At 42.8% G+C, this 25,613-nt stretch carries 26 protein-coding genes; 16 read left to right on the top strand and 10 right to left on the bottom strand.

Annotated features, from left to right (window positions below):
• Window positions 1-25 precede the first annotated feature (25 nt).
• Both CDG76_RS10595 and CDG76_RS10590 read right to left on the bottom strand, forming a co-directional pair.
• Window positions 26-1,267 carry a M20 family metallopeptidase gene (locus CDG76_RS10595; RefSeq protein ID WP_094348993.1) on the bottom strand — a complete coding sequence of 414 codons (1,242 nt, stop codon included), beginning with the start codon at window positions 1,265-1,267 and terminating at the stop codon, window positions 26-28.
• 432 nt (window positions 1,268-1,699) lie between these two features.
• Window positions 1,700-2,434: a 15,16-dihydrobiliverdin:ferredoxin oxidoreductase gene (locus tag CDG76_RS10590; RefSeq protein ID WP_094348992.1), complete on the bottom strand. Its 735-nt coding sequence runs from the start codon at window positions 2,432-2,434 to the stop codon at window positions 1,700-1,702.
• An 86-nt stretch (window positions 2,435-2,520) separates the two neighbouring features.
• Between CDG76_RS10590 and CDG76_RS10585 the strand changes: the two genes are divergently transcribed.
• Complete coding sequence (locus CDG76_RS10585) at window positions 2,521-2,835, top strand: pentapeptide repeat-containing protein (protein WP_223265205.1); 315 nt, start codon at window positions 2,521-2,523, stop codon at window positions 2,833-2,835.
• Here the strand turns inward: CDG76_RS10585 and CDG76_RS10580 are convergent.
• Window positions 2,788-3,291, bottom strand: a complete 504-nt coding sequence (locus tag CDG76_RS10580; RefSeq protein ID WP_094348991.1) for a HEAT repeat domain-containing protein — start codon at window positions 3,289-3,291, stop codon at window positions 2,788-2,790. The two genes, CDG76_RS10585 and CDG76_RS10580, sit on opposite strands and share 48 nt — an antisense overlap.
• A 155-nt stretch (window positions 3,292-3,446) precedes the next feature.
• Between CDG76_RS10580 and CDG76_RS10575 the strand changes: the two genes are divergently transcribed.
• The 5 genes from CDG76_RS10575 (at window position 3,447) to CDG76_RS39040 (ending at window position 6,823) form a co-directional block, all read left to right on the top strand.
• Window positions 3,447-4,052: a phycobilisome protein gene (locus tag CDG76_RS10575; RefSeq protein ID WP_094349395.1), complete on the top strand. Its 606-nt coding sequence runs from the start codon at window positions 3,447-3,449 to the stop codon at window positions 4,050-4,052.
• Between the two features lie 540 nt (window positions 4,053-4,592).
• Window positions 4,593-5,129 carry a phycobiliprotein lyase gene (locus tag CDG76_RS10570; RefSeq protein WP_094348990.1) on the top strand — a complete coding sequence of 179 codons (537 nt, stop codon included), beginning with the start codon at window positions 4,593-4,595 and terminating at the stop codon, window positions 5,127-5,129.
• Window positions 5,130-5,250: 121 nt separating this feature from the next.
• Complete coding sequence (locus tag CDG76_RS10565; protein ID WP_094348989.1) at window positions 5,251-5,880, top strand: chromophore lyase CpcT/CpeT; 630 nt, start codon at window positions 5,251-5,253, stop codon at window positions 5,878-5,880.
• 26 nt (window positions 5,881-5,906) lie between these two features.
• Complete coding sequence (locus CDG76_RS10560) at window positions 5,907-6,212, top strand: CpeR family transcriptional regulator (protein WP_442946372.1); 306 nt, start codon at window positions 5,907-5,909, stop codon at window positions 6,210-6,212.
• A gap of 479 nt (window positions 6,213-6,691) precedes the next feature.
• Window positions 6,692-6,823 carry a hypothetical protein gene (locus CDG76_RS39040; RefSeq protein ID WP_262984318.1) on the top strand — a complete coding sequence of 44 codons (132 nt, stop codon included), beginning with the start codon at window positions 6,692-6,694 and terminating at the stop codon, window positions 6,821-6,823.
• A gap of 229 nt (window positions 6,824-7,052) precedes the next feature.
• On the opposite strand, the gene CDG76_RS10555 is transcribed toward CDG76_RS39040, so the two are convergent.
• Window positions 7,053-7,718 (bottom strand): glutathione S-transferase family protein, encoded by a 666-nt coding sequence (locus CDG76_RS10555; protein WP_223265204.1) that lies wholly within the window; start codon window positions 7,716-7,718, stop codon window positions 7,053-7,055.
• A 400-nt stretch (window positions 7,719-8,118) separates the two neighbouring features.
• Here CDG76_RS10555 and CDG76_RS10550 point away from each other — a divergent pair, with 400 nt between their 5' ends.
• Window positions 8,119-8,409 carry a hypothetical protein gene (locus CDG76_RS10550; protein ID WP_223265203.1) on the top strand — a complete coding sequence of 97 codons (291 nt, stop codon included), beginning with the start codon at window positions 8,119-8,121 and terminating at the stop codon, window positions 8,407-8,409.
• 146 nt (window positions 8,410-8,555) lie between these two features.
• Window positions 8,556-9,473, top strand: a complete 918-nt coding sequence (locus tag CDG76_RS10545) for a M23 family metallopeptidase (RefSeq protein WP_094348987.1) — start codon at window positions 8,556-8,558, stop codon at window positions 9,471-9,473.
• Between the two features lie 443 nt (window positions 9,474-9,916).
• On the opposite strand, the gene CDG76_RS10540 is transcribed toward CDG76_RS10545, so the two are convergent.
• Together CDG76_RS10540 and CDG76_RS10535 are read right to left on the bottom strand one after the other, a co-directional pair.
• Window positions 9,917-10,771 carry a cyanophycinase gene (locus tag CDG76_RS10540; RefSeq protein ID WP_094348986.1) on the bottom strand — a complete coding sequence of 285 codons (855 nt, stop codon included), beginning with the start codon at window positions 10,769-10,771 and terminating at the stop codon, window positions 9,917-9,919.
• A gap of 423 nt (window positions 10,772-11,194) precedes the next feature.
• Window positions 11,195-11,398 (bottom strand): hypothetical protein, encoded by a 204-nt coding sequence (locus CDG76_RS10535; protein WP_094348985.1) that lies wholly within the window; start codon window positions 11,396-11,398, stop codon window positions 11,195-11,197.
• A gap of 329 nt (window positions 11,399-11,727) precedes the next feature.
• On the opposite strand from CDG76_RS10535, the gene CDG76_RS10530 reads away from it, so the two are divergent.
• Both CDG76_RS10530 and CDG76_RS10525 read left to right on the top strand, forming a co-directional pair.
• Complete coding sequence (locus CDG76_RS10530; protein WP_094348984.1) at window positions 11,728-13,647, top strand: ATP-binding protein; 1,920 nt, start codon at window positions 11,728-11,730, stop codon at window positions 13,645-13,647.
• 222 nt (window positions 13,648-13,869) lie between these two features.
• Entirely contained in the window at window positions 13,870-14,460 is a 591-nt protein-coding gene (locus CDG76_RS10525) for a thioredoxin family protein (RefSeq protein ID WP_094348983.1), read from the top strand.
• Window positions 14,461-14,513: 53 nt separating this feature from the next.
• Here the strand turns inward: CDG76_RS10525 and CDG76_RS10520 are convergent, their stop codons facing one another.
• From CDG76_RS10520 to CDG76_RS10510, 3 genes are all read right to left on the bottom strand, one after another.
• Window positions 14,514-15,656: a sensor domain-containing diguanylate cyclase gene (locus tag CDG76_RS10520; protein WP_223265202.1), complete on the bottom strand. Its 1,143-nt coding sequence runs from the start codon at window positions 15,654-15,656 to the stop codon at window positions 14,514-14,516.
• Window positions 15,657-16,638: 982 nt separating this feature from the next.
• Window positions 16,639-16,869 (bottom strand): DUF6737 family protein, encoded by a 231-nt coding sequence (locus tag CDG76_RS10515; protein ID WP_094348981.1) that lies wholly within the window; start codon window positions 16,867-16,869, stop codon window positions 16,639-16,641.
• Window positions 16,870-16,928: 59 nt separating this feature from the next.
• Window positions 16,929-18,548 carry a cyclic peptide export ABC transporter gene (locus CDG76_RS10510; protein ID WP_094348980.1) on the bottom strand — a complete coding sequence of 540 codons (1,620 nt, stop codon included), beginning with the start codon at window positions 18,546-18,548 and terminating at the stop codon, window positions 16,929-16,931.
• A 337-nt stretch (window positions 18,549-18,885) separates the two neighbouring features.
• On the opposite strand from CDG76_RS10510, the gene CDG76_RS10505 reads away from it, so the two are divergent.
• From CDG76_RS10505 to CDG76_RS10485, 5 genes are all read left to right on the top strand, one after another.
• Window positions 18,886-20,541 carry a B12-binding domain-containing radical SAM protein gene (locus tag CDG76_RS10505; RefSeq protein WP_190240816.1) on the top strand — a complete coding sequence of 552 codons (1,656 nt, stop codon included), beginning with the start codon at window positions 18,886-18,888 and terminating at the stop codon, window positions 20,539-20,541.
• A gap of 232 nt (window positions 20,542-20,773) precedes the next feature.
• Entirely contained in the window at window positions 20,774-21,577 is an 804-nt protein-coding gene (locus CDG76_RS10500) for an SDR family NAD(P)-dependent oxidoreductase (RefSeq protein WP_094349392.1), read from the top strand.
• A 369-nt stretch (window positions 21,578-21,946) separates the two neighbouring features.
• A complete protein-coding gene (locus CDG76_RS10495; RefSeq protein ID WP_094348979.1) occupies window positions 21,947-22,801 on the top strand; it encodes an MBL fold metallo-hydrolase in 855 nt (284 codons plus the stop codon).
• Between the two features lie 79 nt (window positions 22,802-22,880).
• Complete coding sequence (locus CDG76_RS10490; protein ID WP_094348978.1) at window positions 22,881-23,486, top strand: CDP-alcohol phosphatidyltransferase family protein; 606 nt, start codon at window positions 22,881-22,883, stop codon at window positions 23,484-23,486.
• Between the two features lie 103 nt (window positions 23,487-23,589).
• Window positions 23,590-24,303, top strand: a complete 714-nt coding sequence (locus tag CDG76_RS10485; protein WP_094348977.1) for a 2OG-Fe(II) oxygenase — start codon at window positions 23,590-23,592, stop codon at window positions 24,301-24,303.
• Window positions 24,304-24,323: 20 nt separating this feature from the next.
• Here CDG76_RS10485 and CDG76_RS10480 read toward each other — a convergent pair whose 3' ends face one another.
• On the bottom strand, window positions 24,324-24,668 hold the full coding sequence (locus CDG76_RS10480) for a hypothetical protein (RefSeq protein ID WP_094348976.1): 345 nt from the start codon (window positions 24,666-24,668) through the stop codon (window positions 24,324-24,326).
• Window positions 24,669-24,776: 108 nt separating this feature from the next.
• Here CDG76_RS10480 and CDG76_RS10475 point away from each other — a divergent pair, with 108 nt between their 5' ends.
• Window positions 24,777-25,532, top strand: coding sequence for a phosphocholine cytidylyltransferase family protein (locus tag CDG76_RS10475; RefSeq protein WP_094348975.1), 756 nt, complete (start codon window positions 24,777-24,779; stop codon window positions 25,530-25,532).
• Window positions 25,533-25,613: the final 81 nt, after the last annotated feature.

The following is a 25,613-nucleotide window of genomic DNA, read 5'->3' as shown; positions in this document are numbered from 1 at the left end:
ATGACTAATGACTAATGACTAATGACTAATGACATGAAACAAAGTGCTTTTCCACGCATCTAATAAATATTTCCACACCCATTGCTAAAGCAGTTTCGTCAAAATCAAACCGGGGATGATGATGGGGATATGCTAAGTCTTTCGCGGGATTAGCAGAACCGAGAAAGAAATAACAACCAGGAACTTCTTCTAAGAAAAATGACATATCTTCAGCAGCCATAGTTTGGCATTCTGGCACAATACCCAGAGGAGTTTCTACGACTTCTTCTGCGACAGATCGCACTAGTTCTGCTATTTTAATATCATTAATTACTGGTGGATAAAGTGACCAATATTCTAAGTCATAATTGGCACCATGACTCTGACAAATTCCAGCAATAATCTGCTCGACACGCTGGTTAAAAAAGCCTTTCAAACTAGGATTAAAATACCTGACAGTAGCACTCATTCTCGCTGTATCAGCAATTACATTACGTTTGGTTCCAGCGTGAAGTTCTCCCACTGTCACTACTGCTGAATCAATGGGATTAACATTCCGAGCGACAATAGTTTGCAAAGCATTGACGATTTGGGCAGCAACAACAACGGAGTCAACAGTTTGATGGGGTAGTGCGCCGTGTCCACCTTTGCCCAAAATTGTGCAGTTAAAGCATTCCACAGCTGCCATCAATGCGCCAGCACGCACACCCACTGTTCCTAAAGGCAAATTATTCCACAAGTGCAAACCAATAATCGCATCAACATCTGGGTTTCTCAAAACTCCAGCTTCAATCATCGGCTTTGCGCCTCCTGGTGATTCTTCTGCTGGCTGAAAGATAATTTTTACAACACCAGAGAAGTCTTGGCGATGCTGCTGGAGATAATAAGCTGTACCTAAAGCGATCGCTGTATGTCCATCATGTCCACAAGCGTGCATCACTCCATCATGCTGCGATTTGTATGGTACTTCGTTGAGTTCTTGGATTGGCAAAGCATCCATATCCGCGCGAATCGCTAAAACTTGGGGAGTCGGAAGTCGCGAGTCAGGAAGTTTGTTGCCTTGGATGGTGGCAACAATGCCAGTGTGGGCAATGCCAGTTTGATGCTCGATTCCCCATTCTTGCAGCTTTTGTGATACAAACTCAGCAGTCAGTTTTTCTTGAAAACCCAACTCTGGTTGTTGATGCAATCGCCGCCGCCACTCTACTAATTGCGGTTGCAATGAGCGGATCGAAAGTCGGATGCGAGATAGATCAACAGAAGCGGGATTGGGAAAGGTGGAAACCATTATAAAGACAAACTAGGTTGATTACAGCTAATACCAATTTGAAACATCATGTCGCAAAATTTTTTTGAATTGGTATAACTTAGATTATTTTCCCAGTTTAACGTTACTTGGATGAGTCTTTATTAACGAGGTACTCAGCGCTGAATGTGTGTTTAAAGAGCCTCTAGTTGATGGCTGTTAGTTTTCTCTCTAGATCAAATAAAAATCCGTGGATATACTCTTCAGTCCATTCCGCACCATAGAAGCGTTTAAACATCCCTTGCCCACAACAACAGCACTCTTGGACTCAAACCCACTGGGGATAGGATAAAGCTGTAAATCCAAACGCGATCGCATAATCAAGAAATGGCTGATAGAGTGTCACGTCGCTTCGCTCCGAATTCAAAATTCAAAATTCAAAATTCAAAATTAATAATTAAAGAACTTCTGCCTTCATCTTTTGCCGGCACCGACTGCTAGCGGAACAGCATCTTCAAATAAGAACTCATGGAGAAAGCGTTCTGCCCATTGATGACCAAAGTAACTGCTAAACAAACCAGATGCTGGATCGCGGTCTGCACTATATTGGTCATAGTCTTTTTGGGCTTTGACAATCCGCTGGATATCTTCAGGGTCTTGGAGCGGTTTGGCATCTGCTAACATTTGCCAATACAAGTTTAAATAATCCTGAAAAGCTTCAAAAACCCGCGTTGACACTGTTTCAGGGTCGGTTTTGGCAAACAATAGGTATTTAGAAAAATACTGGTTGGCATCGTAAAACTTCATTTCTAAGTTTTGTGCCAAATCCGGGTATTTATCATGCAGAGATTTCAGCGGAACTATATATTTTTTTTGATAATTTTCATCCTGAAATAAAGGCTGAAAATCAAGCAAAATCAGGTTTTTGACTTTCCCAAAGGATAAAAAATCAATCCCTAACAGAGGTAAATCGTAGTGATGACTGGGATAAATCACGCTGTTAAAAATTTGAGCGCTTTCCCCAGCATCAATGTAGGTATAACGAATTTTCCGCAACTCTTGACATTGGTAACACCAACTGCGAATAATTGCTGGGTTTCTGCCGCGATCGCTAACTTTGAATTCCAAACCAGGAGGAATGACCCTACTTTGTAAATCAAACCGCTGAAATAGCTCTTTTTCTAAAAATTCCAGGAAAGGCTTATACATGGAGCATGATTTGTTAACCCTTGCATGAAAATAAGTTATGGCAATCATGCACGTCTCATTTATGAGAAACAAAGAGTAATGTCGATTTGAGTGGGGCTGATTTGCGAGGCGCTAATCTGCAAGGAGCCGATTTGAGTGGGGCTAATTTGCAGGGAGCCTATTTAAACCGTGCCGATCTCCAACAAGCAAATCTGAGTGGTGCAAATTTGGAGGGAGCCAAACTCCAAGTAGCGCGTTATGATTCACAAACGAAATGGCCGGAAGAATATAACTACAAAGCTTCGGGAGCGGTAGGGCCGGGTGCTAATCTCAATGGTGCTTTTCTGAATACAGCTTCTTTACGAAATGCAGATTTACAAGGTGCTAATCTGCGTGGAGCGTTGGCTAGAATTAGCCAGTAAGCCAAGTGCATCAACAGAAGATTCCTGAACTGTGAAATCTTCATCTCTTAAACCCTGAACGCAGATATCAAATAGTTCTTCAGGGCAATCCATTTCAGCGATCGCAGCCAAAATGCACCGCCTAACTAGCCAGTGGTCATCCTGATAATATGCCAGAACTAGATGAGAAACTGCGACTCTACCAAATTGCGATAAAGAATTTGCCGCCTCCGCCCGCAAGTTGGGGGTATCATCAAATTTCATAATTTGCATCAAAGCCGCAAAAGATTCCGCTGATTGTTGATTACCCAAACCCCTAGCCACAAAAGAACGCACTAGAAATTCTGAGTCACGAAGTTTACTGGTGAGCAGAGGAACTGCAACTTCTGATTCATAACTATTGAGAGCAGCGATCGCCTTTAGACGATAGTGAAAATCTGGGTTCTTCAGTTCAGCTTGGATTTTATGGATTTCCATAAGTGCATTTGGTACAGCTATTCTTTATTTTACAGATGTCACTAAATGGCGATCGCATTCTAAGAAGATTGAATCACGGGTATGAGGCATTGGGAAAGAGGAAGCAAGAGTTATTTCATTTTGAATTTTTAATTTTTAATTTGGAGCAAAGCGACGTGACTCAATTAAGCAAAACCGTTAAAGAATTAATCGCCAAAGCTAGAATTGTCAGCTTTGCTGAGTGGGAACAGTCCCATCCACAAGCAGCGATGTCTGACGACAAGCCGCTGCGCGTCTACGCCATATTTCAAGCTGCGGATGATGCTTTTCGCTACCTGAGCAATGAAGATTTTTTGCAGATTAAAACCTTGTCACCCGATAATTCTGAGTTGATTCCTGTTGCTCAATTGTTACGCGATCGCGCAGCCGAAATCGTTGATGAATCTAGGGAAGAAGTTTTGGCAAATTATCCCGAAATAATCCAGCCTGGAGGCGGTCTTTATCCAGCTGAACGCGCCCAAGCTTGCTGGCGAGATTTTTGGCATTTTCTCCGCTGTATTACTTATGGCATCGCAGGTGGCCACGCTGAATATACAAATCCCACAGGACTGCACTATATGAATTTGCTCTATCAGGAATTACAAGTTCCATTGGATGCAATGGTTTTAGGTTTAAAAAGCATCAAGGCTGCTAGTTTGAAACGCTGCCAAGCCAATCAGCAGCAAATTGCTCCTTATTTTGACCATTTAATCAGCCAACTGGCTACTTTCCAAATTCGATAACTTAAGTGGGCATGAATAATTAAAGGTTGCTAGTCAGGACTGAAGCTCTTACTAAAAGACAATCTTACTTAATTTTACATTGCGTAATATAGTTGAATTTATTCATGCCCACTTATTGAGATCAACTTGCGTGACTCAGCACGATTAATACTTTTGCTCAAGGGAATGACACAATACCATCACTTGTATCCCAATCGGAAATCAAATACTAAAAAAAAGCTGAGATTTTTTTAAACTATTATTTAACTTAACAAATTTTAATAAATATGGTTTCGGCATCGTATCAGAATATGTAAAGGTGAACGATGCAAAAACTTAAAATCATCACGACTAATAAGGATTTAAAGTCTATATGTCCTCTCCTTTGTCACCATGATGTAAAGTTTTTTAACATCTGCTGAATATCCTTCTCATAAAATTTAGTTGTTAACTGGGAGATAGTTTGAATGGTCAACAAGGCTAACATATAGACTAGGAGAATAACTTTTTAGCTAAGATATCTCTTGAATTTTAAGCTACTTTTTTAAGATCACTTTTCTAATGGAAATTACTGACTTTTTTGAACTTTCAATTGGAGGATGGCGATCGCAGCGTAGCGCTCATCATTTAGCATTCGCCCACTTTGAAGAAGTATTGTCTAACATTGAAATTCAGTCTCTATCCACCAACGATCCAGCAGTGGTAGCAATCTGTCAATTGTATAACACCGAACCCGCTAGTATCACTCACCCCTTTCGGATGACTTGGGAAGGTGAGTCAGACTGGGACGATAAACCAATCTCTGGCAGTACTGTACTAGTACCAATTCCCGATGTCCAAAATCCTTCTAGAGGCAAACTCTTGCGGGACAAGGGATACGCCGAAACAATTCCAGCAGTGGCTAAATATCATCTGAGTGACGATGGTATTTTTACCCTGCTCACAGAGTATGAACTCGCTGCGGCTGAGGAGCGAATTTGGTTTGCTAACCCAAATCTCCGATTTCGGGTAGCGACGATTAAAACCAGTGATGGTAAAGGCGTGACAACAGCTTCCTTTTCTTCAGAAATTCGCTCTTTGTCAAGTTCAACAAGTTAGCAATATCAGGTTAAAACATAAAAAAATACAAGCTCCTAAATTTATTTATGGTTACTGAGCTTGTCGAAGTATGGGGATTTTATGCCGTGAATTTTGAATTTTGAATTTGGAGCGAAGCGACGTGACGATAGCGCCCAGCGAATCTAGCACTAACGCTAGCGATTTGCTCACCTTAGCCTGTTGGATGGCAGGAGATTTTAGCAACTACAAGCAATCTTTTGCAAATCCGCAACTTTACGCCCACATTCACATTTATTTTCGTCCTTTACCGATTGAATTTTTTTCTGGTATCGGTTTCTATTCTGAACAAGCTTATGACCACGATTTATGGACACCCTATCGTCAAGGAGTACATCGACTAGTCGATTTGGGCGATCGCATTTATATCGAAAATTACAGCTTGAAAGACCAGATGCTTTATGCAGGTGCAGCTCGTGAATTAGATATCCTCAAAACCATCACCCCAGAAAGTATCGAACGGCGTTATCACTGTTCAATGGTTTTCCAACGAGAAGGTGAAATGTTTCGAGGCAGTGTGGAACCCGGCAATCAATGTCTGATTCAACGCAACGGATGCCAGACATATCTTGTCAGCGAAGTAGAAATAACCGAGCGTACTTGGATAAGTCTAGATAAAGGTATGGATATTGAAACCCACAAGCAAATATGGGGATCTACCGCTGGCCCATTGCAATTTGAAAAACGGGAAAGTTTTGCTGATGAATTACCTGCGGTGAGCGCATTATGTTGATTCAGTTTGAATCTGTTAAAACCAAAATGTTACCTCCACAGGCTGAAAGAAAAATGCGTTGCTGGATTCGCAGCCGCCATTTGATTTGTTCGGGTAACTTTTTTATATTCGAGACATTAGAATATACAACGATTGAGAGATTTTCTGAATGTGCTGCTTCTTTAGGAGGAACAGTAATATCCGTTGACCCCATTCATAAAATCTGGATGGGCGATCATCGCCAAGTTATTTTATATCAGGCAAAAGCTAGTTTACATACACCTCATCATACTTTGAAACAATACTGGATAAAATACGGTGGTTCATACACTAGATTTGATGAGCGTGCTTGAGAGTTACTATTCTGCGGAAATTATTCTGACAGACATCTATACTCCAATTCAAAATTAAGTTTTGAATTTTAAATACTCCCCAAGGGGGTTGACGGCTAATTGTTAATCTCTAGTTGCTAATTTTCGATTGTGATTAGCTATTAGTTATTAACAGTTAGCCGTCTAAGTTTGTTAGAAAATGTAACTAAAAAACTCCCCGAAACTTGAGAAGTTAATATCAATAACCAGTAATTAATAAATATTAAGTAGGGTGTGTTATGGCTTTAACCTAACGCACCATTTTATCTAGTGGTGCGTTAGATGCTTTGATTTGTATTTTAGTGACAAATCATCTTGAAATATGTATTTAACACAATATCCTCTTGAGTGCGCTGATTCACCAGTTGCCACAACTTTAGAAACCAAAGCAAAGCACTAGCTCCCTACATAAATTTTATTTTTACTTTACAAATTCGACTAGCACAGGTGAATATACATCTTTGCAACAGCAAGCTGACGCCCAAGAAAAACAGATTGCAGCTTTGCAAGAGCAAATTGCTGATTCCCGGCGGTCTCCGACAATTGGGGAAGCCCGGTTGAATAAGTGGCGCAGTCGCGTTTTTAATGGCTAATTTCTCTAGTGTTTAGTTTTATTGGGTGGGTTAGGCAAGTTTAACTCACCCATTTTTTCACTACAAACAAATAAACTCTTTAACCCCGATTCGAGAAGCCGCTTGCACGAAAGGCAGACAAAGCGTAGCTTTAGCAGGGTGGGGTTCTTCAGATTTAATAAGTAATTAAACGGACAAGCTTTCGATGTAACACTATGGGCAATAGTGTTATATCTATCTTTTGCGCTAGTCAGCCAGTCGGTTGCTTGCCAGTGAAAACCGCTAATTGAGCGGCGAAAGCACGCTTGAAGGCGGGTCGCGCTTCGCCACGGGCGACATAGGTAGAGAGATTCGGATAGTCGTCCAGCATACCCAAGTCTTTCAACCTGAGCAGCACTTCCACCATCATAAGGTCGCCTGCGCTGAATGCGCCATCGAGCCAGTCGGCATCTCCAAGGTGACTGGAAAGTTCTCCCAGTCGGTTACGGATGCGACCTTCGAGGACACGCAGGCGCTGCTCGTACCAGGCCTCATCACGCTCTAAGTACGTGGCGATTTCCCGATCAACGATTGGCGGCTCCATTGTGTTAAGTGCGGCAAACATCCATGCGATCGCTCGCGCTCGACTATTCGCATCGTCTGGCAACAGCCCTGTATGGCGCTCCGCGATATGCAACACGATCGCCCCCGACTCGAACAGGGTGAGATCACCTGACTCATAGGTTGGAATTTGCCCGAAAGGATGAAGCGCACGGTGCGCGGGTTGCTTCATCTCACTGAACGAAACAAGACGAACGTTGTAAGGTTGACCCACTTCTTCGAGTGCCCAGCGAACGCGCATGTCACGCGCCAGTCCCTTGCCGCCATCAGGCGACCGTTCAAAGGCGGTAATAGTGGGTGTCATTGTCAGGGTCATGGTGATTTCTCCTTTCAGTCCAATTTTCTGCTTTGGGTGTGCGTTCTGTTATGGTTAGCGTGGGTGGCAATACTGCTCGGTTAAGGAATTTCTTGCTTGAGACAAGCAGGGGGAGCAGGGGGAGAAATGGAGGCAGGGGAAGAGTTTTGCTTCCCCTGCCTCCCCTGCCTCCCCTGCTTATCCGAGCAGTATTTGCGTGGGTGGGACTGTCTACGCCTGTTTTATCCTCATTCTGGCAGCTTTACTACCGTCGAGAAAGCGATTGACCACTGGTATCGTTTCGCTAAAGGGCGCTTGCATTGGACTTTGCCTCAACTCAGTACCCCAGAACAGTGCCAGAGGTGGAGCGACCTTTTACCACTCATGACTTGGCAACTTTGGCTCGCACATCCGATAGTACATGACAATCCTTTACCTTCTCCCAAAGGGAGAGGCTAGCGCCAAGGCAGAAGAAAAAGTCCAAGTTGTCCCCTGGACGGGTAGCTCAAGCAATGGGAGAAGTTTTCGCCGCGATTGGTACACCCACCGTCACGTCCACCTAAACCCCGTGGAAAGTTTCCTGGCTGGTCTGCTGGCAAAGCACGTCTGTGTAGAATTCGTTTTCCGACAGTCAAAAAGAGTACTAATAAGCCGAAAAAAGAACAACCACAATCTGCTTGACCTTTTAGTTTTTCTACTTCCAGATGTGTAACTTGTAAACTTACTACTGCTGGGTCATTTTGTCATGCTTTAGTCTAAACTCCAGTCACTAAAGATTTCCTGATATTTTGCGAGTAAGCTTGAAACAACAAATAATCAGAAAGTGTCTGAATTATTGTTCTAGTAGACTTGCAACTTATGAAAAAATCTATAGTTTATCGATACCGTACTTATGCAGTAGTTGGGTTAATATCTTTAACCGCTGTATTAAGTACAGCGACATCTGCCTCAACACAATTGGCAAGCGATTCCCCAATTGGGCAAATTCCTATCCCTACTTCTAACTTAATCTGGCCAACTAAAGGGTTTATTTCTCAAGGCTTCCGCAAATATCAACATGAAGGAATTGATATTGCAGGGGCATCTGGAACTCCTGTTATTGCTGCGGCATCCGGTACTGTTGTTAAAGCAGGTTGGGATAATTGGGGATTAGGAAATGCCATAACTATTAAACATCTCGACGGCAGCATTACTGTTTATGGCCACAATCGCCGTTTGTTGGTGAGCAAGGATCAACAGGTTATTCAAGGTCAAATGATTGCTGAGATGGGATCTACAGGCAATAGTACAGCACCTCATCTGCACTTTGAAGTTCATCCAAATGGTCGAATAGCAGTTGACCCCCTTCGTTTGTTGACATCCGTAACTGCAAGTGTTGGCTCCGGTTCTAAAGTTCAGCAAGTGGATAACCCAAACCGCCCAGTCTCGCCACCCCCATTAGCAAATCAAGTTTCACCCTCACAGCAGCCAATTCCAACAGATTTTGCACCTGTAAACACTGATACTAAATGCAATGGAGTTAGTCTTATTGAAGGTGAGACTACAAGCTCTCGTGTAAAAGTCTGTGAAGAAAATGGTCAATTATTTTATATTGGGCAACTGAAGCAAGCGCCAAGCAAGCCTATAAAGATAGTAGCTTTGAATATTGGTAAAGACAGATATCGAGCAGATAATGGTAGTTTTTATTATTTAGTCACTCCACAAAGAGTGGAAGTTTGGCGAAATGGCAGTCAAATTCGTTCTGACAGTTTTTATAGTTTAACGAAATCGCCTTAATATTCTTCTTGATATCCCCCTGCCTCAACCAATGGTTGAGGCAGGGGTGTTATATCATGTCCGCTTGATTACTTACTAAACCCCAAGAACCCCACCCCGCCAAAGCTATGCTTTGTCTCCCCTCCCCGCCGGCGGGGAGGGGCTGGGGGTGGGGTGCAATGACTGTGGGAATCACAACTAATTACCCGGACATGATATTACAGCGATTAGTTGAAGAAGAATGCAGAACTCAGAATTCAGAATCAAGATGCTTTCTACGCGCCGCGTTTCCCTTTGGGAAAAGAGAAGGCTTTACGCTGCACTATTTGTCAGTTGTACAGAATACCCAACTGAATTTTGACTCACTTCTCTACGAGAGGCTGCGCCAACGACTACGCTCAGTGACCTCCTGACTCCTGAATTCTGTTCAATAAAACTTTCAGTTTAAATACACTTGCTAAAAGTTAAGTGTTAACTGAAGCAAGTGGTTGAGAGCCATTTGGCACAGAGACATTATTTAGGATAGGCTGACGGGTTTTCAGGTCAAATTTAAAGCCATGTGGCAAAATATGAAGCTTTGCTCCACAAATCGCCAAAGACTCATCCTTCAAAATTTCGCCCATATTGTTATATGTAGCCTCTGATTCATCAACAATCGTAACCGCACCTGCACCAATCACTTCAATTTGGTTATCTGTCACTACCATAGCGGTATTTTCGTCAATCCCAAATCCTAAGACAGCAGGTTCTAGTATTAAAGCTGAAATTAAGCGTCCCAAGCGTCCACGCTGAGAAAAATGCTGGTCAATTACTACCCCTGGTAAAAATCCCATACCTGGGCCCATTTCAACAGTTTCAATCCGAGGATGTGTCTGCGAATCACCTTCCACAATCATTTTATCTGGCATCACAGCAGCTCCGGCACTTGTGCCTGCTATCACTACGCCTTCAGAAAAGCGCTGGTGAATTGCCGCATCGATTTCGGTGTCCTTGAGGATGCTGGTAATACGAGCTTGGTCTCCCCCTGTAAAAAAGACCCCAGTTGCTTTCTTAATAGCTTCCAATGCGGTAGATGAAGATGCATCTTCACGAGTTTCTGTATCAATAATGCGAACAGTTTCGGCTCCCAGCCGCCCAAACACTCTGATGTAATTTTCTCCCACTTCTCTTGGTAGTTCTGTGGCTGCTGTCAAAATTACAATGTACGCCTTCGTACCTCCGGCGCGTCGTACAAAGTCCCGTAAAATTACGGAATCTCCCTCTTTATCTTCGGCTCCCCCAATAATTACTAACTGCCTTTTAATATTACTTTCCACCATGATGTCCCCTGGGATTTGAGTTAATAAATTTCACTAAAACATGACAATTCCATGTATCAAATCATCCCTTTGATAGATTCCTTGATAAAACTAGGGTTAACATTTGCGTAGACGCATACCCCTACGGGGATCTTGCTACGCCAAGCGTCTGTCTGCGACACGCTGCGCGTTCGCGTAAGCGTCCCGCAGGGAACGTAGAGAAGCGGCTTGTCGTTAGACATCGCAATTAGACCACAATACTTTTCTGAAAAATTATCTAATTTTCCAATCACTAAATAAAATCTACAACGTCAACTGCCTCTAGAAGTATTTTCTAGAGGCATTTTTGGCTATATTGCTAATTGTCGATTGGAGATTTATCGGGCGATGTCAGTAATTGCTATTGACCCTAGCTAGATGCAAATAGATATCTGATGGCAAGTCCTAATGAACCCGACTTCTGTAAAGCAAGTTAGTTAAGAAAAAACGTGCTTGTTCGAGTGGGAGATGCCTGGGCTTACCTTGGTAGACAATTTGATACTCATTCATGTCTGCCCCATCTCCATGTCCAGAGATCAGCTTTTGGTGAAAAGCTTCGTCAGCTAGTTCTCGAATTTCATCTCTTAGAGCAGCTTGTGTGCTATTCATACTTTGCTGTCTTTTTATACTGTCTTTTTAATAACCCACATCTATTTGTACAATTTTTGGATGAGTGTTGCACCTTTCAAAGGTTATATCTTTGATTATTCATGAGGATGAATTGACTGTTCTTGCTTCCTGGCAGAAGATTGGAGATTTAATTATGCCTTAAGATAGTTAAAAATGCTTAGTATATAGAGTTAGCGTGGGTTCTGATTGGCTCAGTGGCAAAGCCATTACTCTCCAAAATTAACCTGAGTCAATCTACAATCAATAAGTCTGAGTAACTACAACTCAGCATTAAAATTTCAGGGTGTTTAGCCGAAGGTTCGTAATCAATGGTTCTACAAAAAAGCAGTGAATTAGTCCGCATTAATGCTAGAAGAACGGATGTCTTCGATATTTTCAACTTCAAGCATTACCTTGGCCCCAACCCTTATTTAGATGTAGGGGCGCTAGTATTTGATTTTGCTCTAATTGACTCTAGAGAGCCTTTGCCCCTTGAAGATTATATTGCCAGCATTGGCGATCGCTATCCAAAATTTCGCGATCAAACCTACGAATCTTATGCCCATCTCTTTGCGCAAGTTGTGTCCGAAGCCGGAAAACTGGACATGGATTTACACCTTAACCGCTGGAGTGCGAAGCCATATCCAAATCTCACACGGATTAGCATCCAATCACTACATGAACGCACAACTAGAGAGGTAGTTTACTTTGTTTGGGACTGGTTTGAAGCCATTACCCAAGACGAAGACTTTGCCTTTGATGAGCAGCTGGTGAAGTTACAAGATAGATTTCGCGCATCTGTCTACGGTGGTCCCACAGTTTACGCCCTATTGCGAACAGCTTATGAAAAAGGTATTCCCGCCTTTTATCTGTGGGAAGAAGGATTGATGCAATACGGCTTAGGAAAAAACCATGTCCGGGGGGTAGCAACAACATTTAACTGTGATAGCCATCTAGATTCGGAGTTTACTACCCGCAAGGATGATTGTAAGGCATTTTTGAAAACCTTGGGTTTCCCAGTGCCTGAAGGTAGTATTGTCTTTTCCGAGAAAGAAGCCTTGGCAGCAGCAAGAGAAATTGGCTACCCAGTGGCAGTTAAGCCAGTGGTAGGTCACAAAGGAATTGGCGTTACGGCTGATGTGCAAGACTCAAAAGAACTGATATCTGCTTATAATCGTTCACTGGCAGCGATTCCCGAAAATCAGCAAACCCGAATAATTGTTGAGAAAAGTATCACAGGATCGGATTTTCGTTTGTTGTGTGTCAATGGTCGATTCGTCGCCGCCACAGAACGGCGTCCAGCATCGGTTGTGGGTGATGGGTATTTAACGCTTGCAGAGTTAATTCGCCAAGAGAACCGCAAACCTGCACGTTTAGACACGCCAACTTCGCCGATGAGTAAAATTCAGATCGATGAAGCGATGGAACTCTACCTAGACGAACAACGCTTATCATTAGACAGTGTGATTGAGAAAGGACGCACTGTCTACCTGCGTAAAGTTGCCAATCTTTCAGCCGGAGGTATGAGCATCGATGCAACCCCGACAGTTCATGATGACAATATTATCTTGGCGCAAGATATTGCCCAACATTTCCAGCTAACTTGTCTGGGAATTGATGTCATTACTAAAAGTCTTGCAGAATCTTGGAAATCCAGTAACTTTGCTATCTTGGAAATCAATGCTGCACCAGGCGTTTTAATGCATCTTAAACCTTCTGTTGGTGAAAGTGTTGATGTACCTTCTCATATTTTAGAAACCTTTTTTGAGTCGGGTACGGATGCCAGGATACCAATTATTACCTTTAACAAAATCTCAGTTGAAGAACTGCAAGCAACGATTGACCATATCCTTTTGCAACATCCCAACTGGACAATAGGTGCTGTTTGTCATGATGGTGTTTTTGTGAATCGCTCGAAAAAAGTATTAAGCAAAGATTACAACAGTAATGTTCAAACTTTGCTGCGTCATCCCAAACTTGATTTGCTAATTGCTGAGTACCCTGAAGACATCCTCGAAGAACAGGGCATATTTTACCAGCATAGTAATATCGTAGTTTTGGATAATCCCACCGAAACTGAGATGATTTTGGCGCGAGATGTTTTCGATGGTTCGACTGTGGTGATTAGAAAAGGCAACGATATTTCTGTTCGTCGCAAAGGGTTGATTGAAGATTATACTTTGGGTGAAGATGAACCATTTACGCGGGTTTATTTGAAGGAAACTGGAGCGATTTTGGAAGTTAGGTAAATAGGCGCTTTGGGATTGGGGAGCAGGGGAGACAAGGGGACAAGGGGGAATTCTTGAACAAGTCTCTCCCTTGTCTCCCCCCTCTTCCTTGTCCACCTTGTCTTTTCTCCATCCCCAATCCCCAATCCCCAGTTCAAGCATCCAGAAGTGGAAAAATTATAGAATACCTGGAGTCAGCTAAACTAAAGAAGAAATTGCTTAATAAGTTTTAATAATTCTGTTATGAGTACTGATTCACCTGTTAATTCTCCCGAAAAACCTGAATCCACATTCGGGAAGCGTTTGAGAAACTTCTTAATTGTAATGGTCGCGATCGCACTTAGCGTTTCCCTCGTCTTGGGATTGCGAACTGAGACAACCTCGGCAACTCTAGCCAAGTTAAGCGAGACTTCCACACCGTTAGAAGTAGCAATCAGCAACGGCAAACCATCTCTAGTAGAGTTTTATGCTGATTGGTGTACTGTCTGCCAGAAAATGGCCCCAGATATCACTCAACTAGAAACAGAGTATGCTGACAAGATGAATTTTGTCATGCTGAATGTAGATAATACCAAGTGGCTGCCGGAAATGCTGAGATATCGGGTAGATGGGATTCCCCATTTTGTATTTTTGAGTCAGCAGGGAGAAACCATCGCCCAAGCCATCGGCGATCAACCCCGGACGATTATGGCTAGTAACTTAGAAGCTTTGGTTACTGGTTCCTCTCTCCCTTACGCTCAAGCTAGCGGCAAAGTTTCCAAGTTTTCAGCCCCGGTAGCACCAACGGCGAATCAAGATGATCCCCGCAGTCATGGGAGCCAGGTGGTAAATTAAAATAATTCGTAATTCGTAATTCGTAGTTAAAGACTGTTATGTAATGGGATATTCTATGTAAGAGATTGCCGCTTGAGCCGCTTTTGAGCATACATTAATTCGTCAGACCTAGCGATTAGTTGTTCTAGTGACATATTGCTCTCTGGTGAGTAACGCTCTATGCCGATACTCATCGAAAGTTTATAGCTACAGTTTTGCTGTTGATTAAAGTTGGCGATATTTGTTTGTAGACGCGTTTGGATACTATCAGCGTCCTTGAAGTAGCTAGAGATGAAAACAATGAACTCATCCCCACCCAAACGGGCAACAATATCTGAGTTCCGAAAAGTTTGCTTAAGTAATCGACCAGCATCAATAATCAAGGCATCTCCCATGTCATGACCAAGGGTGTCGTTAATCTGTTTTAGCCCATCTAAATCAATGAATATAACCCAGCAAAACACTTTCATGCGGTGAGCAATTTTCAACTGCTGTGCAGCCATTAGGAAGAAAGCACGTCGGTTATGCAAACCTGTTAGTTCATCGGTCAGCAATAACTGTCTTCCTTCGATCTCTGCTTGTTTGCGGTTGCGAACTTCCTGAATGAGTTCTATTTGAGCGATCGCCTGACGACTTAGGCGGCGCAGTGCATCTAACTGCTGGTAAGTTAGGTGATGAGGAATCGTATCTAAAACACACAATGTGCCGATTGGAAGACCATCGGGCGTAATTAGAGGGATACCAGCATAAAAACGAATTTTGGGATTACCTTTGACTAAGGGATTGTTATTAAAGCGATCGTCTTTAATGGCGTTGGGAACCACTAATATATCATTTGGTTGAAGAATGGCATGGGAGCAAAAAGACCCATCTCTGGGTATTTCGCTATTTTTTAGTCCAAGCTTAGATTTAAACCATTGGCGATCGCTATCAACTAAGCTAATTAAAGCAATTGGAGTCTTACAAATGTAGGCAGCAATAGCAGTTAGGTCATCAAAAGCTTGTTCCGGTAGGGTATCTAGAATATTGTAGTTCGCCAGGGCTTTGAGCCTTTCTGCTTCATTGTCAGGTAGAGGAGCAGCTTGAGTTTTCACAGATGAGCGTCTAAGCCTTAGCCAGTAAAGTCTGGGACGTTGTAAATTTTGGAACAACCGCAGCATTACCTCTCCAGCAACAAGGCTGCGTGACATTAATATCTCTGCAACAAAAATCAACATTCGGTTGAATATACAGAAATATTGTATTATATGATGCGTTTCATGCCTTTGGTTTGCTCTGTTGTTCATGTCACCCTAACTTTCCCTGTGCAAATTCCCTAAGTATTTAGATACTTACAAGGTCTTTTGCCCAAAAAAAGCTTGAAAATATAAATAATAGCAAAAAATTATCAAAACTTATTATATTGTCAGAGTTTTTCATCATGGATTAATGTTTTTGATACCACTAATTTGTTTATACTTACATAAGTTCCGAGGGTTAGAAATCGGTTCGGGGAACTTCTTCTCACAATTTGCTTGAGCGATCGCTTAACTTTGCAGCACAGTTTTGCTCATCTCTGCGCGTCTATGCAGAGATAATACTATATCAAGTCCGGGTAATTAGTTATGATTTCCACAGTCATTGCACCCCTCCCCAAAGCATCGGCTACGGTGTACACACAAGTCTGAAATAGCTGATTAACTAGGGTTTTACCCCACCCTAACCCTCCCCAAAGCATCGGCTACAGTGTACACACAAGTCCTAAAAACCTAGCTTGATAAGACTTTCCTCGTTTTTCCTCGTTCCCAGTCTCCGACTGGGAATGCATTCATTGTGTCTCTGATATCATGTTCGCTTGATTACTTATTAAACCCGAAGAACCCCACCCCGCCAAAGCTACGCTTCGTCTCCCCTCCCCGCAAGCGGGGAGGGGATTAAGGGGTGGGGTGCAATGACTGTGGAAATCATAACTAATTATGCGAACATGATATGACTCAATGCCCCTCCTTGAGGCTCTGCCTCAAGGAGGGGCATTCCCATGCAGAGCTTGTGTTCGAGATAGATGAGATAACAATGGAAAATCAAACTTTTTTGGACTTGTGTGTACACCGTAGCCCTTTATAAGGGGGGATTAAGGGGGGTAATGAGATGCTAAATTCTGAACGCGATGGAATAATTTTCTTTACCTGGACTAATTTATAGCATTACATTAAGCTTAAACTACTCTTTATACGACTCCAAAATTCCACTGCGAATCATTAGTTGTGGCCAAAACAACACAAAAAAAGCCATCCACGTTCCTATCGGGATGGAAACGAGAACTGTTAGCCAGATAGTTTTAAATAGTAACCAGCTACCACTAATCAGTGTTACACCTGTGAGAACTATAGACCAGGGTTGACACCACCAAGGTTTGTAATTCCAAGGATTTATGGGCTTTTGTTCAGACATTGCTTTTATTTAGTCAAACTCCAAATATTCTTTTAATAATTATGAATTGTTTTGCCAGATTAAGTTTTATCGTACTCTATTTTTCCATAGTCAAGTTTGATAATTCGGTCTGCTAAATGAAAATAGCGATCGTCATGGCTAATCACCAGCACTGTTTTACCCCGCGATCGCAGTTCTGGGAGAAGTTGAGTGTAGAATATTTCCTTGAATACTGGATCTTGATCGGCTGCCCACTCATCAAATAAATAAATTGGTCGATCTTCCAAATAGGCTGTGAGTAAAGCTAGCCGTTTTCGTTGTCCTTGAGAAAGAGAAGTGGTAGAAAGTTGTCCATTTTCAACTTTCACCTTATGGTCTAGTTGCAGTTGTTTTAAATATTTTGTGGCTTGAGCGTCCAAATGAGAATTTTTTAATCCTAAAAGTTCTTCAAATAAGTAAAAGTCGGAAAATACCACAGAAAAATTCTGGCGATACCATTCTCGATTCTGTTCGCTAATTAACTCGTCATCAAACCAAATTTCGCCGTTTTCTGGGATATAAAGCCCAGTAATTAGTTTTGCTAATGTAGATTTACCACTACCATTACCACCGACAATGAAGACCAATTCTTGAGGATAGAGTGTCAAATCTATGGGGCCAAAAATAAAGCTATTGTCTTCTTGCTCTGTGTAGTAAGTGTGGGTAACACTTTTAAATTTTAAGTTGTGCCAGTCAGATTTCAGAGCAGGTGGAGCAGTGGATATTTCCGTTCGACTAGCTAGAGATAAACCTAATGATTCGATTTTTTGTAAGGCAATGCTAGCTTTGCTTAATAGAGGAAGTTTACTGATGATGTTATCCATTGGTAACACCAAGTAAGTGAAGGTCAAAATGTAGCCAGAGAGAGTTTCGGGATTGATAGTAAGCAGATTAGGCAGGACAAACAGTACAAAACCGAGAGCAAAAAAGAATATCAGTTGACCCCAGCTTGAAGTTATGGCAAAAAGGCTTAGACCATTAACGTTGTGATGACGGAACTCGTTAGCAGTTGATTGTAGTTTATCTTCTAAAAAGTCTTCACGCCGCTTGTAGTTTAGTTTAAGTTCCTTGACTCCTTCGGTAATAGTGCGAAAATGTTTAAATAGATGATCTTCATCTTCACGAGCTAGAGCTAGCAATTGCCCGCCTCTGTTGAGTAGCCACTGACAACTAGCGATCGCAACTACTGAAATTCCACAAACCATCAACAATACTAACCAAGAAAGCCAGGTTATATAGGTTATACAACCCAAGACGATCGCTAAATTAATAAAGATAAAAGGCATCTGATAAACAGCATTAGCCACCGCCTGAATATCTTCTGTTAAAGTTGCCAATAATCGAGGATTCCCTAAGCGTTCTAGATGACTCAACTCGGAAGCGAGAATCTGGCGACTCAAACGCATCCGTAATTGCAAGACTGCATTTTGAGAAAGACGAATCAGCATCACTTGAGAAATGATACTGGTAATTAGTGCAACTATAGCCAGCCCCGCAAAACCCCAAATTATCGATGTGAGGCGGGAAGAACTACCGCTACTTGCAGCATGGCTAATTAAGGCAATCAAGCCAGCACTACTACCGCCACTCAAAAATCCGGTAGCGATCGCGATCGCTACCATCCCCCACGAAGAACGCAAAAGAAAGTAAATCAAATTCATGACAAATGCCTATACCCAGTTGGATACTCCCAAATGAAAATCTCTCTTTTTATGTCCCATGCGCGATTTCCATAATAGTTGTTTGCCAACCAATTAAATTTGTACTGCTAGGGTAGATTTTATATTTTACCAGTTAAACACCCATTCAAATATCACGATGAATCAGGCAGAAGGCAACATTGGGTGATTTATAATCTTTAAGACTTTGTTTTGAGCAAAAATACATTTATAATCCCTTCTGCCTTCTGCCTTTCTTTGGTAAGCTAGTTGGAATTACAGCGAATTATGTTAATAAACTGTCAAATTACCTGCTCAGTTTTCCAGGGTGAAATTTGCGATGACTGTGAATTTAAAGTCTTTAGAGAACCAAATTAATGTAGCGGGCAATTCTCAAACCGCTTCTGTGACTCAAGGAACCCGCTACGTTCCTTCGCACCATCGACGCATTCTGTGTATTTTTCCCAAGTACAGCCGCTCCTTTGGTACTTTTCATCACGCTTACCCACTGATGGGTAATGTCCGGGCTTTTATGCCACCCCAAGGTATTTTAATTGTGGCTGCCTACTTACCTAAACAATGGGAAGTGCGCTTTATTGATGAGAATGTCAAATCAGCAACCAGGGCTGATTATCAATGGGCTGATGTGGTGATTGTGAGTGGAATGCATATCCAAAAACCACAGATTAATCAAATTAACGAACTTGCCCATCGAGCGGGGAAAATTACCGTTGTGGGCGGCCCCTCGGTATCTGGGTGTCCAGAATATTATCCTGATTTTGATATTTTACATTTGGGCGAATTGGGAGATGCTAGCGATCGCATGATCGAATATCTAGACCAAAACTCTCAACGTCCCCAACAACAAATTCGCTTTGAAACCAAGGAACGTTTACCCTTAACAGAGTTTCCCACCCCAGCTTATCATTTGCTGAATATCAATGATTATTTCTTGGCAAATGTACAATTTTCTAGTGGCTGCCCTTATCACTGCGAGTTTTGCGATATTCCCGAACTCTATGGCAACAGTCCCCGGATGAAAACACCAGAGCAAGTAGTCGCGGAGTTAGACGCAATGCGACAATCAGGCAATTTAGGGGCAGTGTATTTTGTCGATGATAACTTTGTTGGCGATCGCCGCGCCGCCATGAAGTTACTTCCTCATCTGATTGACTGGCAAAAACGCAATGGCTACCCCATCCAGTTTGCCTGTGAAGCAACGCTCAACCTAGCTCAAAGTCCAAAGCTGCTGGAAATGATGCGCGAAGCTTATTTCTGCACAATCTTTTGTGGTATAGAAACACCAGAACCAAATGCCCTTCATGCTATTTCCAAAGACCAAAATCTGAGTATGCCAATCTTAAAAGCAATTCAGGTTTTAAATAGCTATGGCATGGAAGTAGTTTCAGGAATCATCATCGGGTTAGATACAGATACACCAGAAACAGCAGACCGAATTATCGAATTTATTCGGGCATCGCAAATTCCAATGTTGACAATTAACCTGCTTCATGCATTACCGAGAACTCCATTATGGCGGAGATTAGAAGCAGAAGGACGACTTCTCTTTGATGAAAGCCGCGAATCAAATGTTGAGTTTTTGATGCCTTATGAGCAAGTAATTGAGATGTGGCGGCGCTGCATCACAACTGCTTATGAGCCGGAATTTTTATATCAGCGATTTGCCTATAACATGGAACACACCTATCCAAATCGGATCGAAGTACCTAACAGCCCTTCTCGCACTTCTGCGGCTAATATTCGCAAGGGTTTAACTTATTTAACTAATATTTTGGTGCGCATAGGCTTATTTAGTAACTATCGCCAGACTTTCTGGAAAATGGCCAAGCCAGCACTAAAAGCAGGTAATATTGAAAATTTGGTTCACGTTGGACTTGTGGGACACCATTTGATTAAGTTTGCCCAAGATTGTGCCAAAAATGAAGAATCGGCTTCGTTTTATTCCCAAAAAATCGTTACGAAAGTTCGTAGCTAAGGTAACAATTAAAATCAGTTTTGAGAGCCTGAAAGTCTGTTAGAGGTATATACAGAACTGTAAAAAAGTAACCTTGAAGATACACTCGCGATACTTCCTTGGAAAGACGCAATCAAACTGCTACCTGCCTAAGATTGTAAGGGTTGAAAGCCCACAATCCACGCAATTATTTGGTAGCGATAAAACCATCGCCAGCGAGTGTGGAGCAGTTACATAGGAATTTTAGATGGTTATGAACAGTTCATTGACCCGACCCTTGGCTGTCGTGACAGGTGCCTCTAACGGCATCGGTTATGAACTCGCAAAACAGTTTGCTCAAAACGGCTTCGATCTCCTAGTTACAGCCACCGGATCGAGCATTGACGAAGCGGCTATTGCCTTCGAGGGGCTGGGTGCTAAAGTTGAGACGGTGCAGGCCGATCTCGCTAGCTATGACGGTGTTGAGACACTCTACAACCAGATTAAGGCGACTGGGCGACCAGTAGATGCGATCGCCATCAACGCAGGTGTTGGTGTCGGTGGTGATTTCGCCCGTGAAACCGACCTAAAGGACGAACTCAATCTGATCAATCTAAATGTCATATCTTCTGTACATCTTGCTAAACGGGTGGTAAAGGATATGGTTGAGCTTGGCAAGGGTCGAATCCTTTTCACATCGTCGATTGCCGCCCTGATGCCCGGCCCGTTCGAGACAGTCTACGCCGCCTCCAAGGCGTTTGTGCATTCCTTTTCGGAGGGACTACGCAACGAATTGAAGGACACAGGCGTTACCGTTACCGCCCTCATGCCGGGGCCCACCGATACCAACTTCTTCCACCGTGCGGGTATGGACGACACAAAAGTGGGCACGGATCAAAAGGACGATCCAGCTGAGGTCGCCAAGCAGGGTTTTGAAGCTTTGATGGCAGGCAAAGATGACATTATCGCCGGTTCGCTCAAAACGAAGCTTCTGGCGAATGTTAGTAAGGTTTTACCTGATACAGTGAGTGCTGAACAGCACCGCAAGCTCAGTGAGCCGGGGTCAGGCAACAACTAATTTGCTACCTAATCAAGCGAATATGCTCAGTTAGCACTCATTTTAAGCGGGGTGCGATCGCTTGGGCTAACGAACTTCCAAAAAATAAATTATCTCAAATTATTTGTACATCTGTAGGGGCGCATAGCTGTGATTGGTGTCAACTTCAGATAGAAATTAGCAAGAGGTTGCGTTATCGGGTTGCCCTCATCCCCTAACCCCTTCTCCCAATTTTGGGAGAAGGGGAATTTGAAAATTTGCTCCCCTGTCCCAATATTGGGACAGGGGCTGGGGGTGAGGGCAAAACTCATACAGTCAGCTTAATTTGACACCAATCCCTATCTGTGCGCCCCTACTCATTTTGACAGTCAAAGTCGTAACGGAGGATTCATGCAAATTCATCATCTCAATTGCGGCTGCATGTGCCCGATTGGCGGGGCCCTCTTCGATGGCTTCAGTCGCGGCCCGAAAGCTCACCTCGTCTGCCACTGTCTGCTGATCGAGACAGAGCAGGGACTTGTTCTGATTGATACCGGCTTCGGACTGCGCGATATCAACTCGCCTTACTCCCGCCTCAGCCCGTTTTTCATTCATTTCAATGGCATCCAGTTTGATAAAAAATACACGGCAGTCGATCAAATTGAAAACTTGGGATTTTCCGCGCGAGATGTGCGTCATATAGTGCTTACCCACCTCGATTTCGATCATGCCGGTGGTCTGGAAGATTTCCCGGAAGCAACCGTACACGTAATGCAGACTGAGATGGAAACCGCCCAGGATCGGCGCGGCTTCATCACAAGACGCCGCTATCGTCCAGAACAGTGGGATGAAGTTAAGCACTGGAAGTACTATTCGGCGGGAGGCGAACCTTGGTTCGGTTTTGAAGCAGTACGTAACCTCGATGGGCTACCGCCAGAAATTCTCCTCATTCCCCTTGTTGGTCACACACGAGGTCATGCTGGTATCGCCATTGATACACCAGAGGGTTGGCTTCTCCATGCAGGTGACGCCTACTTTTATCGGCACGAGATGGACTCAGCCAAAAAAAGCTGCACGCCAGGTTTACGCGCCTACCAATGGATGATGGAAGTGGATCGTCAGGCTCGATTGCTCAATCAAGATCGGCTACGCGCATTATCAAGCGATCGCAATAAGGGTGTACGCCTGTTCTGTAGTCATGATGCTGTCGAGTTCAAAGCATTCGCTGACCAATCTAGCGTTCAAAACGAGAAAGTTCATCAATAAAAATCTATGAACTTTAGATCGATGTGGTAATTTGCAGTGTTAGAGATATACAGAGACCACATCAAATTCAAGTTCATCTATGACTACAAAGCCTTGGGATGCTCAACTTGCTTACTGGCTAGTTCGACCTCTAAAAGACAGTTGGGTAAACCCTAATCATCTCACCACAGTACGACTTGTAACTGGGTTGGTAGCTGCCCTCGCGCTTGCAGTTGGCGATGCCATTTGGGTTAACATTGGGGCATGGCTATTTGCTTTATCCAACTTTCTCGATCACACAGACGGTGAATTAGCTCGTTTGAGTGGGAAAACCAGCAAATGGGGACATCAGTATGACCTTGCTAGTGACGCTATTATCCACATTGTATTGTTTGTGTGTATTGGATATGGTCTTAGGGAAGGAAAATTTGGTTGGTGGGCGTTGGTGATGGGGATAGTATCTGGCGTGTCTGTTGCTTGCATCTTTCATTTGCGAAACCAAATGGAACAACGTTTGGGTAAAGACGCCAGCCGTCAACCAAATTTCGCCGGCTTTGACATTGAAGACGTGCTGTATTTGTTTCCCATAGTTCCCTTGCTGAATGGACTAGAGCCGTTATTAATGGCAGCGACAATTGGAGCGCCAACCTTTGCTATATGGGTAATTTGGCAATTTTGGACACTCCCGCAGCCTGAATCAAACTAGTAACGGGGCATTAGGCATTGGGTAGAAAGCTAACAAAACAGGCTTTTTAGCTTATTGAATGGTATGTTTATTTTTGCAATCCTGTATTAGTATCAAATTATCAATGGAGCTTCAAACTGAAATTGATAAAGCTATAGCAGTTGTTAATTACCAGAAACTTCAAGCTGAGTTTCAAGCACAGAATGAATTGTTGGTGGTTGAGAACTTTCTCCCTAACTCCATCATTGAGCAGTTCTTGGCATTGTTGCCATCTTTGCAACCTGCTATCAACCGCAACTATATTCCCAATCATAAAAAGGGCGGTAGTATCAGCCGCTATAGCTTAGACAGCCTTGCTCCGATTTTCGGAGAGTTTTATCAACTCAGTGCCTTTTTCGATTTCCTCAGCCAAATTACGGCAGAAAAACTCCTTCCCTGTCCTGATTCAGATCCCCATACTTACGCGCTGTACTATTACACTGAGCCTGGAGATCATATCCAGTATCATTACGATACCTCTTACTATCACGGCAAACGCTATACAGTGTTGCTGGGTTTAGTTGATAATTCATCCAGTAAGCTGGAATATCAACTCTACAAGGATATTCCAGAACGGGAGACACAAACGCGATCGCTCTCCTTAATTCCTGGTACTATAGTATTATTTAATGGTGACAAACTTTACCACAGAGTTACTCCTTTAGGTGAAAATGAACAGCGCATTGTCTTGACTTTGGAGTACGTCACCGATATCCGTATGGGTATGCTAAAACGTTTTGTCTCAAATATGAAAGACGCGATCGCTTATTTCGGGTTTCGCCAAGTGTTTCGCTCTTAAGGTAACTAGTACCCGGCTTTCTACCTATATTCTCCAATCACCTCGATTTTACCCACAATGTTGCTGTTTAACTCTTCCAGTTCTTCAGCTGGAATCCACCATTCTGTATGATATGAAGCCCCGACTTGATGAACTTCATACTTATCCATAAAAATTTTCTTAACCTCAAACCGTGTCACATAACCCACGCCACTGTCCCGAATATTCCATTTAGTCGCAATTTCCTGGGCATACTGCTCGTTTGTAACGGGATAAAAAATTGGCTGTCCTGGTAGTCTCGGCGGCCATTTGGTGTAGTCGCTTTGTTTAACCAGTTCTAGCTCTTTTGGGCCAGTGGGGCGATACAGAGTTATTGTTTCTTCCATGTTAAGAATTAATTAACAAATATTGTCTTGAGCAAAAAACAGTCATTATAAAATTCTGGGAAAATTTATAGATTTCCTGGTGTCTAAGCTATTGTTGGTGACTTGACGATGAAGGCAATTATATTAGCTGCTGGGGTTGGACGACGCTTAGGTAAAGACGGAGAAATCCAACCCAAATGCTTGCTGAAATTTAACGGTAAATCTCTATTAGAGCGCCATTTTAACTATCTCCGTCATTACCAAATTGATGAAGTAGTGATTGCTGTGGGTTATCAAGCAGAAAGAATTCAGGATGAAATCAAAGCATTAGGAGCCGAAAATTGGGTCAGTACAATTTATAATCCTGATTATACTAAAGGCAGTGTAATCAGCCTTTGGACTGTACGTCAGCATCTCGCTGCTGGCGATGACATATTATTAATGGATGCAGATGTGTTGTGCGATCGCCGCATCATCGAACGATTGGTAAAGACAAATATCCCCAACAGCTTTTTACTAGATCGGGATTTTGAACCGGGAGATGAACCCGTGAAGCTTTGTGTTAGAGATAATTATCTAGTGGAGTTTCGTAAACAAGTAGCTCCTGGTTTAGCTTACGATTTTGCCGGTGAGTCAGTGGGATTCTTTCGTTTTGGAAGTGCTGTTGCTGGCCGTCTTGCTACTCGCACAGAACAATATGTTGCAGATGGACGCGATAATGAACCTTATGAAGAAGTAATTCGGGATCTGCTCTTAGAAACTCCAGAAACATTTGGCTACGAAGACATCACTGGATTACCTTGGCTTGAAATCGATTTTCCCCAAGATATTCAACGCGCTCAAAACGAGATTTTACCTCAGATAGAAGTCGCAAAAAATGTCTGAAAATATCTTTATTTATAGTAGTTTTGGTTTGGATACATTACAGTTTGACCTCTCTCCTAAAAGGCTACCGTGTACACAGAA

Source organism: Nostoc sp. 'Peltigera membranacea cyanobiont' 210A (assembly GCF_002246015.1).
In the GTDB taxonomy this organism is placed as follows: Bacteria; Cyanobacteriota; Cyanobacteriia; order Cyanobacteriales; family Nostocaceae; genus Nostoc.
Note: the sequence above shows the minus strand (reverse complement) of the source record. Positions and strands in the feature narration are given on the sequence as shown.

Excerpts from the sequence above, each read along its gene's own strand:
- CDG76_RS10495 (WP_094348979.1), top strand. The coding sequence starts at position 21,947 with ATGCAAATTCATCATCTCAATTGCGGCTGCATGTGCCCGATTGGCGGG.
- CDG76_RS10520 (WP_223265202.1), bottom strand. The coding sequence starts at position 15,656 with ATGTTGATTTTTGTTGCAGAGATATTAATGTCACGCAGCCTTGTTGCT.
- CDG76_RS10555 (WP_223265204.1), bottom strand. The coding sequence starts at position 7,718 with ATGACCCTGACAATGACACCCACTATTACCGCCTTTGAACGGTCGCCT.
- CDG76_RS10475 (WP_094348975.1), top strand. The coding sequence starts at position 24,777 with ATGAAGGCAATTATATTAGCTGCTGGGGTTGGACGACGCTTAGGTAAA.
- CDG76_RS10550 (WP_223265203.1), top strand. The coding sequence starts at position 8,119 with ATGACAATCCTTTACCTTCTCCCAAAGGGAGAGGCTAGCGCCAAGGCA.
- CDG76_RS10505 (WP_190240816.1), top strand. The coding sequence starts at position 18,886 with ATGACTGTGAATTTAAAGTCTTTAGAGAACCAAATTAATGTAGCGGGC.
- CDG76_RS10540 (WP_094348986.1), bottom strand. The coding sequence starts at position 10,771 with ATGGTGGAAAGTAATATTAAAAGGCAGTTAGTAATTATTGGGGGAGCC.
- CDG76_RS10510 (WP_094348980.1), bottom strand. The coding sequence starts at position 18,548 with ATGAATTTGATTTACTTTCTTTTGCGTTCTTCGTGGGGGATGGTAGCG.
- CDG76_RS10500 (WP_094349392.1), top strand. The coding sequence starts at position 20,774 with ATGAACAGTTCATTGACCCGACCCTTGGCTGTCGTGACAGGTGCCTCT.
- CDG76_RS10560 (WP_442946372.1), top strand. The coding sequence starts at position 5,907 with ATGTTACCTCCACAGGCTGAAAGAAAAATGCGTTGCTGGATTCGCAGC.
- CDG76_RS10515 (WP_094348981.1), bottom strand. The coding sequence starts at position 16,869 with ATGTCTGAACAAAAGCCCATAAATCCTTGGAATTACAAACCTTGGTGG.
- CDG76_RS10590 (WP_094348992.1), bottom strand. The coding sequence starts at position 2,434 with ATGTATAAGCCTTTCCTGGAATTTTTAGAAAAAGAGCTATTTCAGCGG.
- CDG76_RS10530 (WP_094348984.1), top strand. The coding sequence starts at position 11,728 with ATGGTTCTACAAAAAAGCAGTGAATTAGTCCGCATTAATGCTAGAAGA.
- CDG76_RS10545 (WP_094348987.1), top strand. The coding sequence starts at position 8,556 with ATGAAAAAATCTATAGTTTATCGATACCGTACTTATGCAGTAGTTGGG.
- CDG76_RS10525 (WP_094348983.1), top strand. The coding sequence starts at position 13,870 with ATGAGTACTGATTCACCTGTTAATTCTCCCGAAAAACCTGAATCCACA.
- CDG76_RS10485 (WP_094348977.1), top strand. The coding sequence starts at position 23,590 with ATGGAGCTTCAAACTGAAATTGATAAAGCTATAGCAGTTGTTAATTAC.
- CDG76_RS10570 (WP_094348990.1), top strand. The coding sequence starts at position 4,593 with ATGGAAATTACTGACTTTTTTGAACTTTCAATTGGAGGATGGCGATCG.
- CDG76_RS10480 (WP_094348976.1), bottom strand. The coding sequence starts at position 24,668 with ATGGAAGAAACAATAACTCTGTATCGCCCCACTGGCCCAAAAGAGCTA.
- CDG76_RS10535 (WP_094348985.1), bottom strand. The coding sequence starts at position 11,398 with ATGAATAGCACACAAGCTGCTCTAAGAGATGAAATTCGAGAACTAGCT.
- CDG76_RS10490 (WP_094348978.1), top strand. The coding sequence starts at position 22,881 with ATGACTACAAAGCCTTGGGATGCTCAACTTGCTTACTGGCTAGTTCGA.
- CDG76_RS10580 (WP_094348991.1), bottom strand. The coding sequence starts at position 3,291 with ATGGAAATCCATAAAATCCAAGCTGAACTGAAGAACCCAGATTTTCAC.
- CDG76_RS10595 (WP_094348993.1), bottom strand. The coding sequence starts at position 1,267 with ATGGTTTCCACCTTTCCCAATCCCGCTTCTGTTGATCTATCTCGCATC.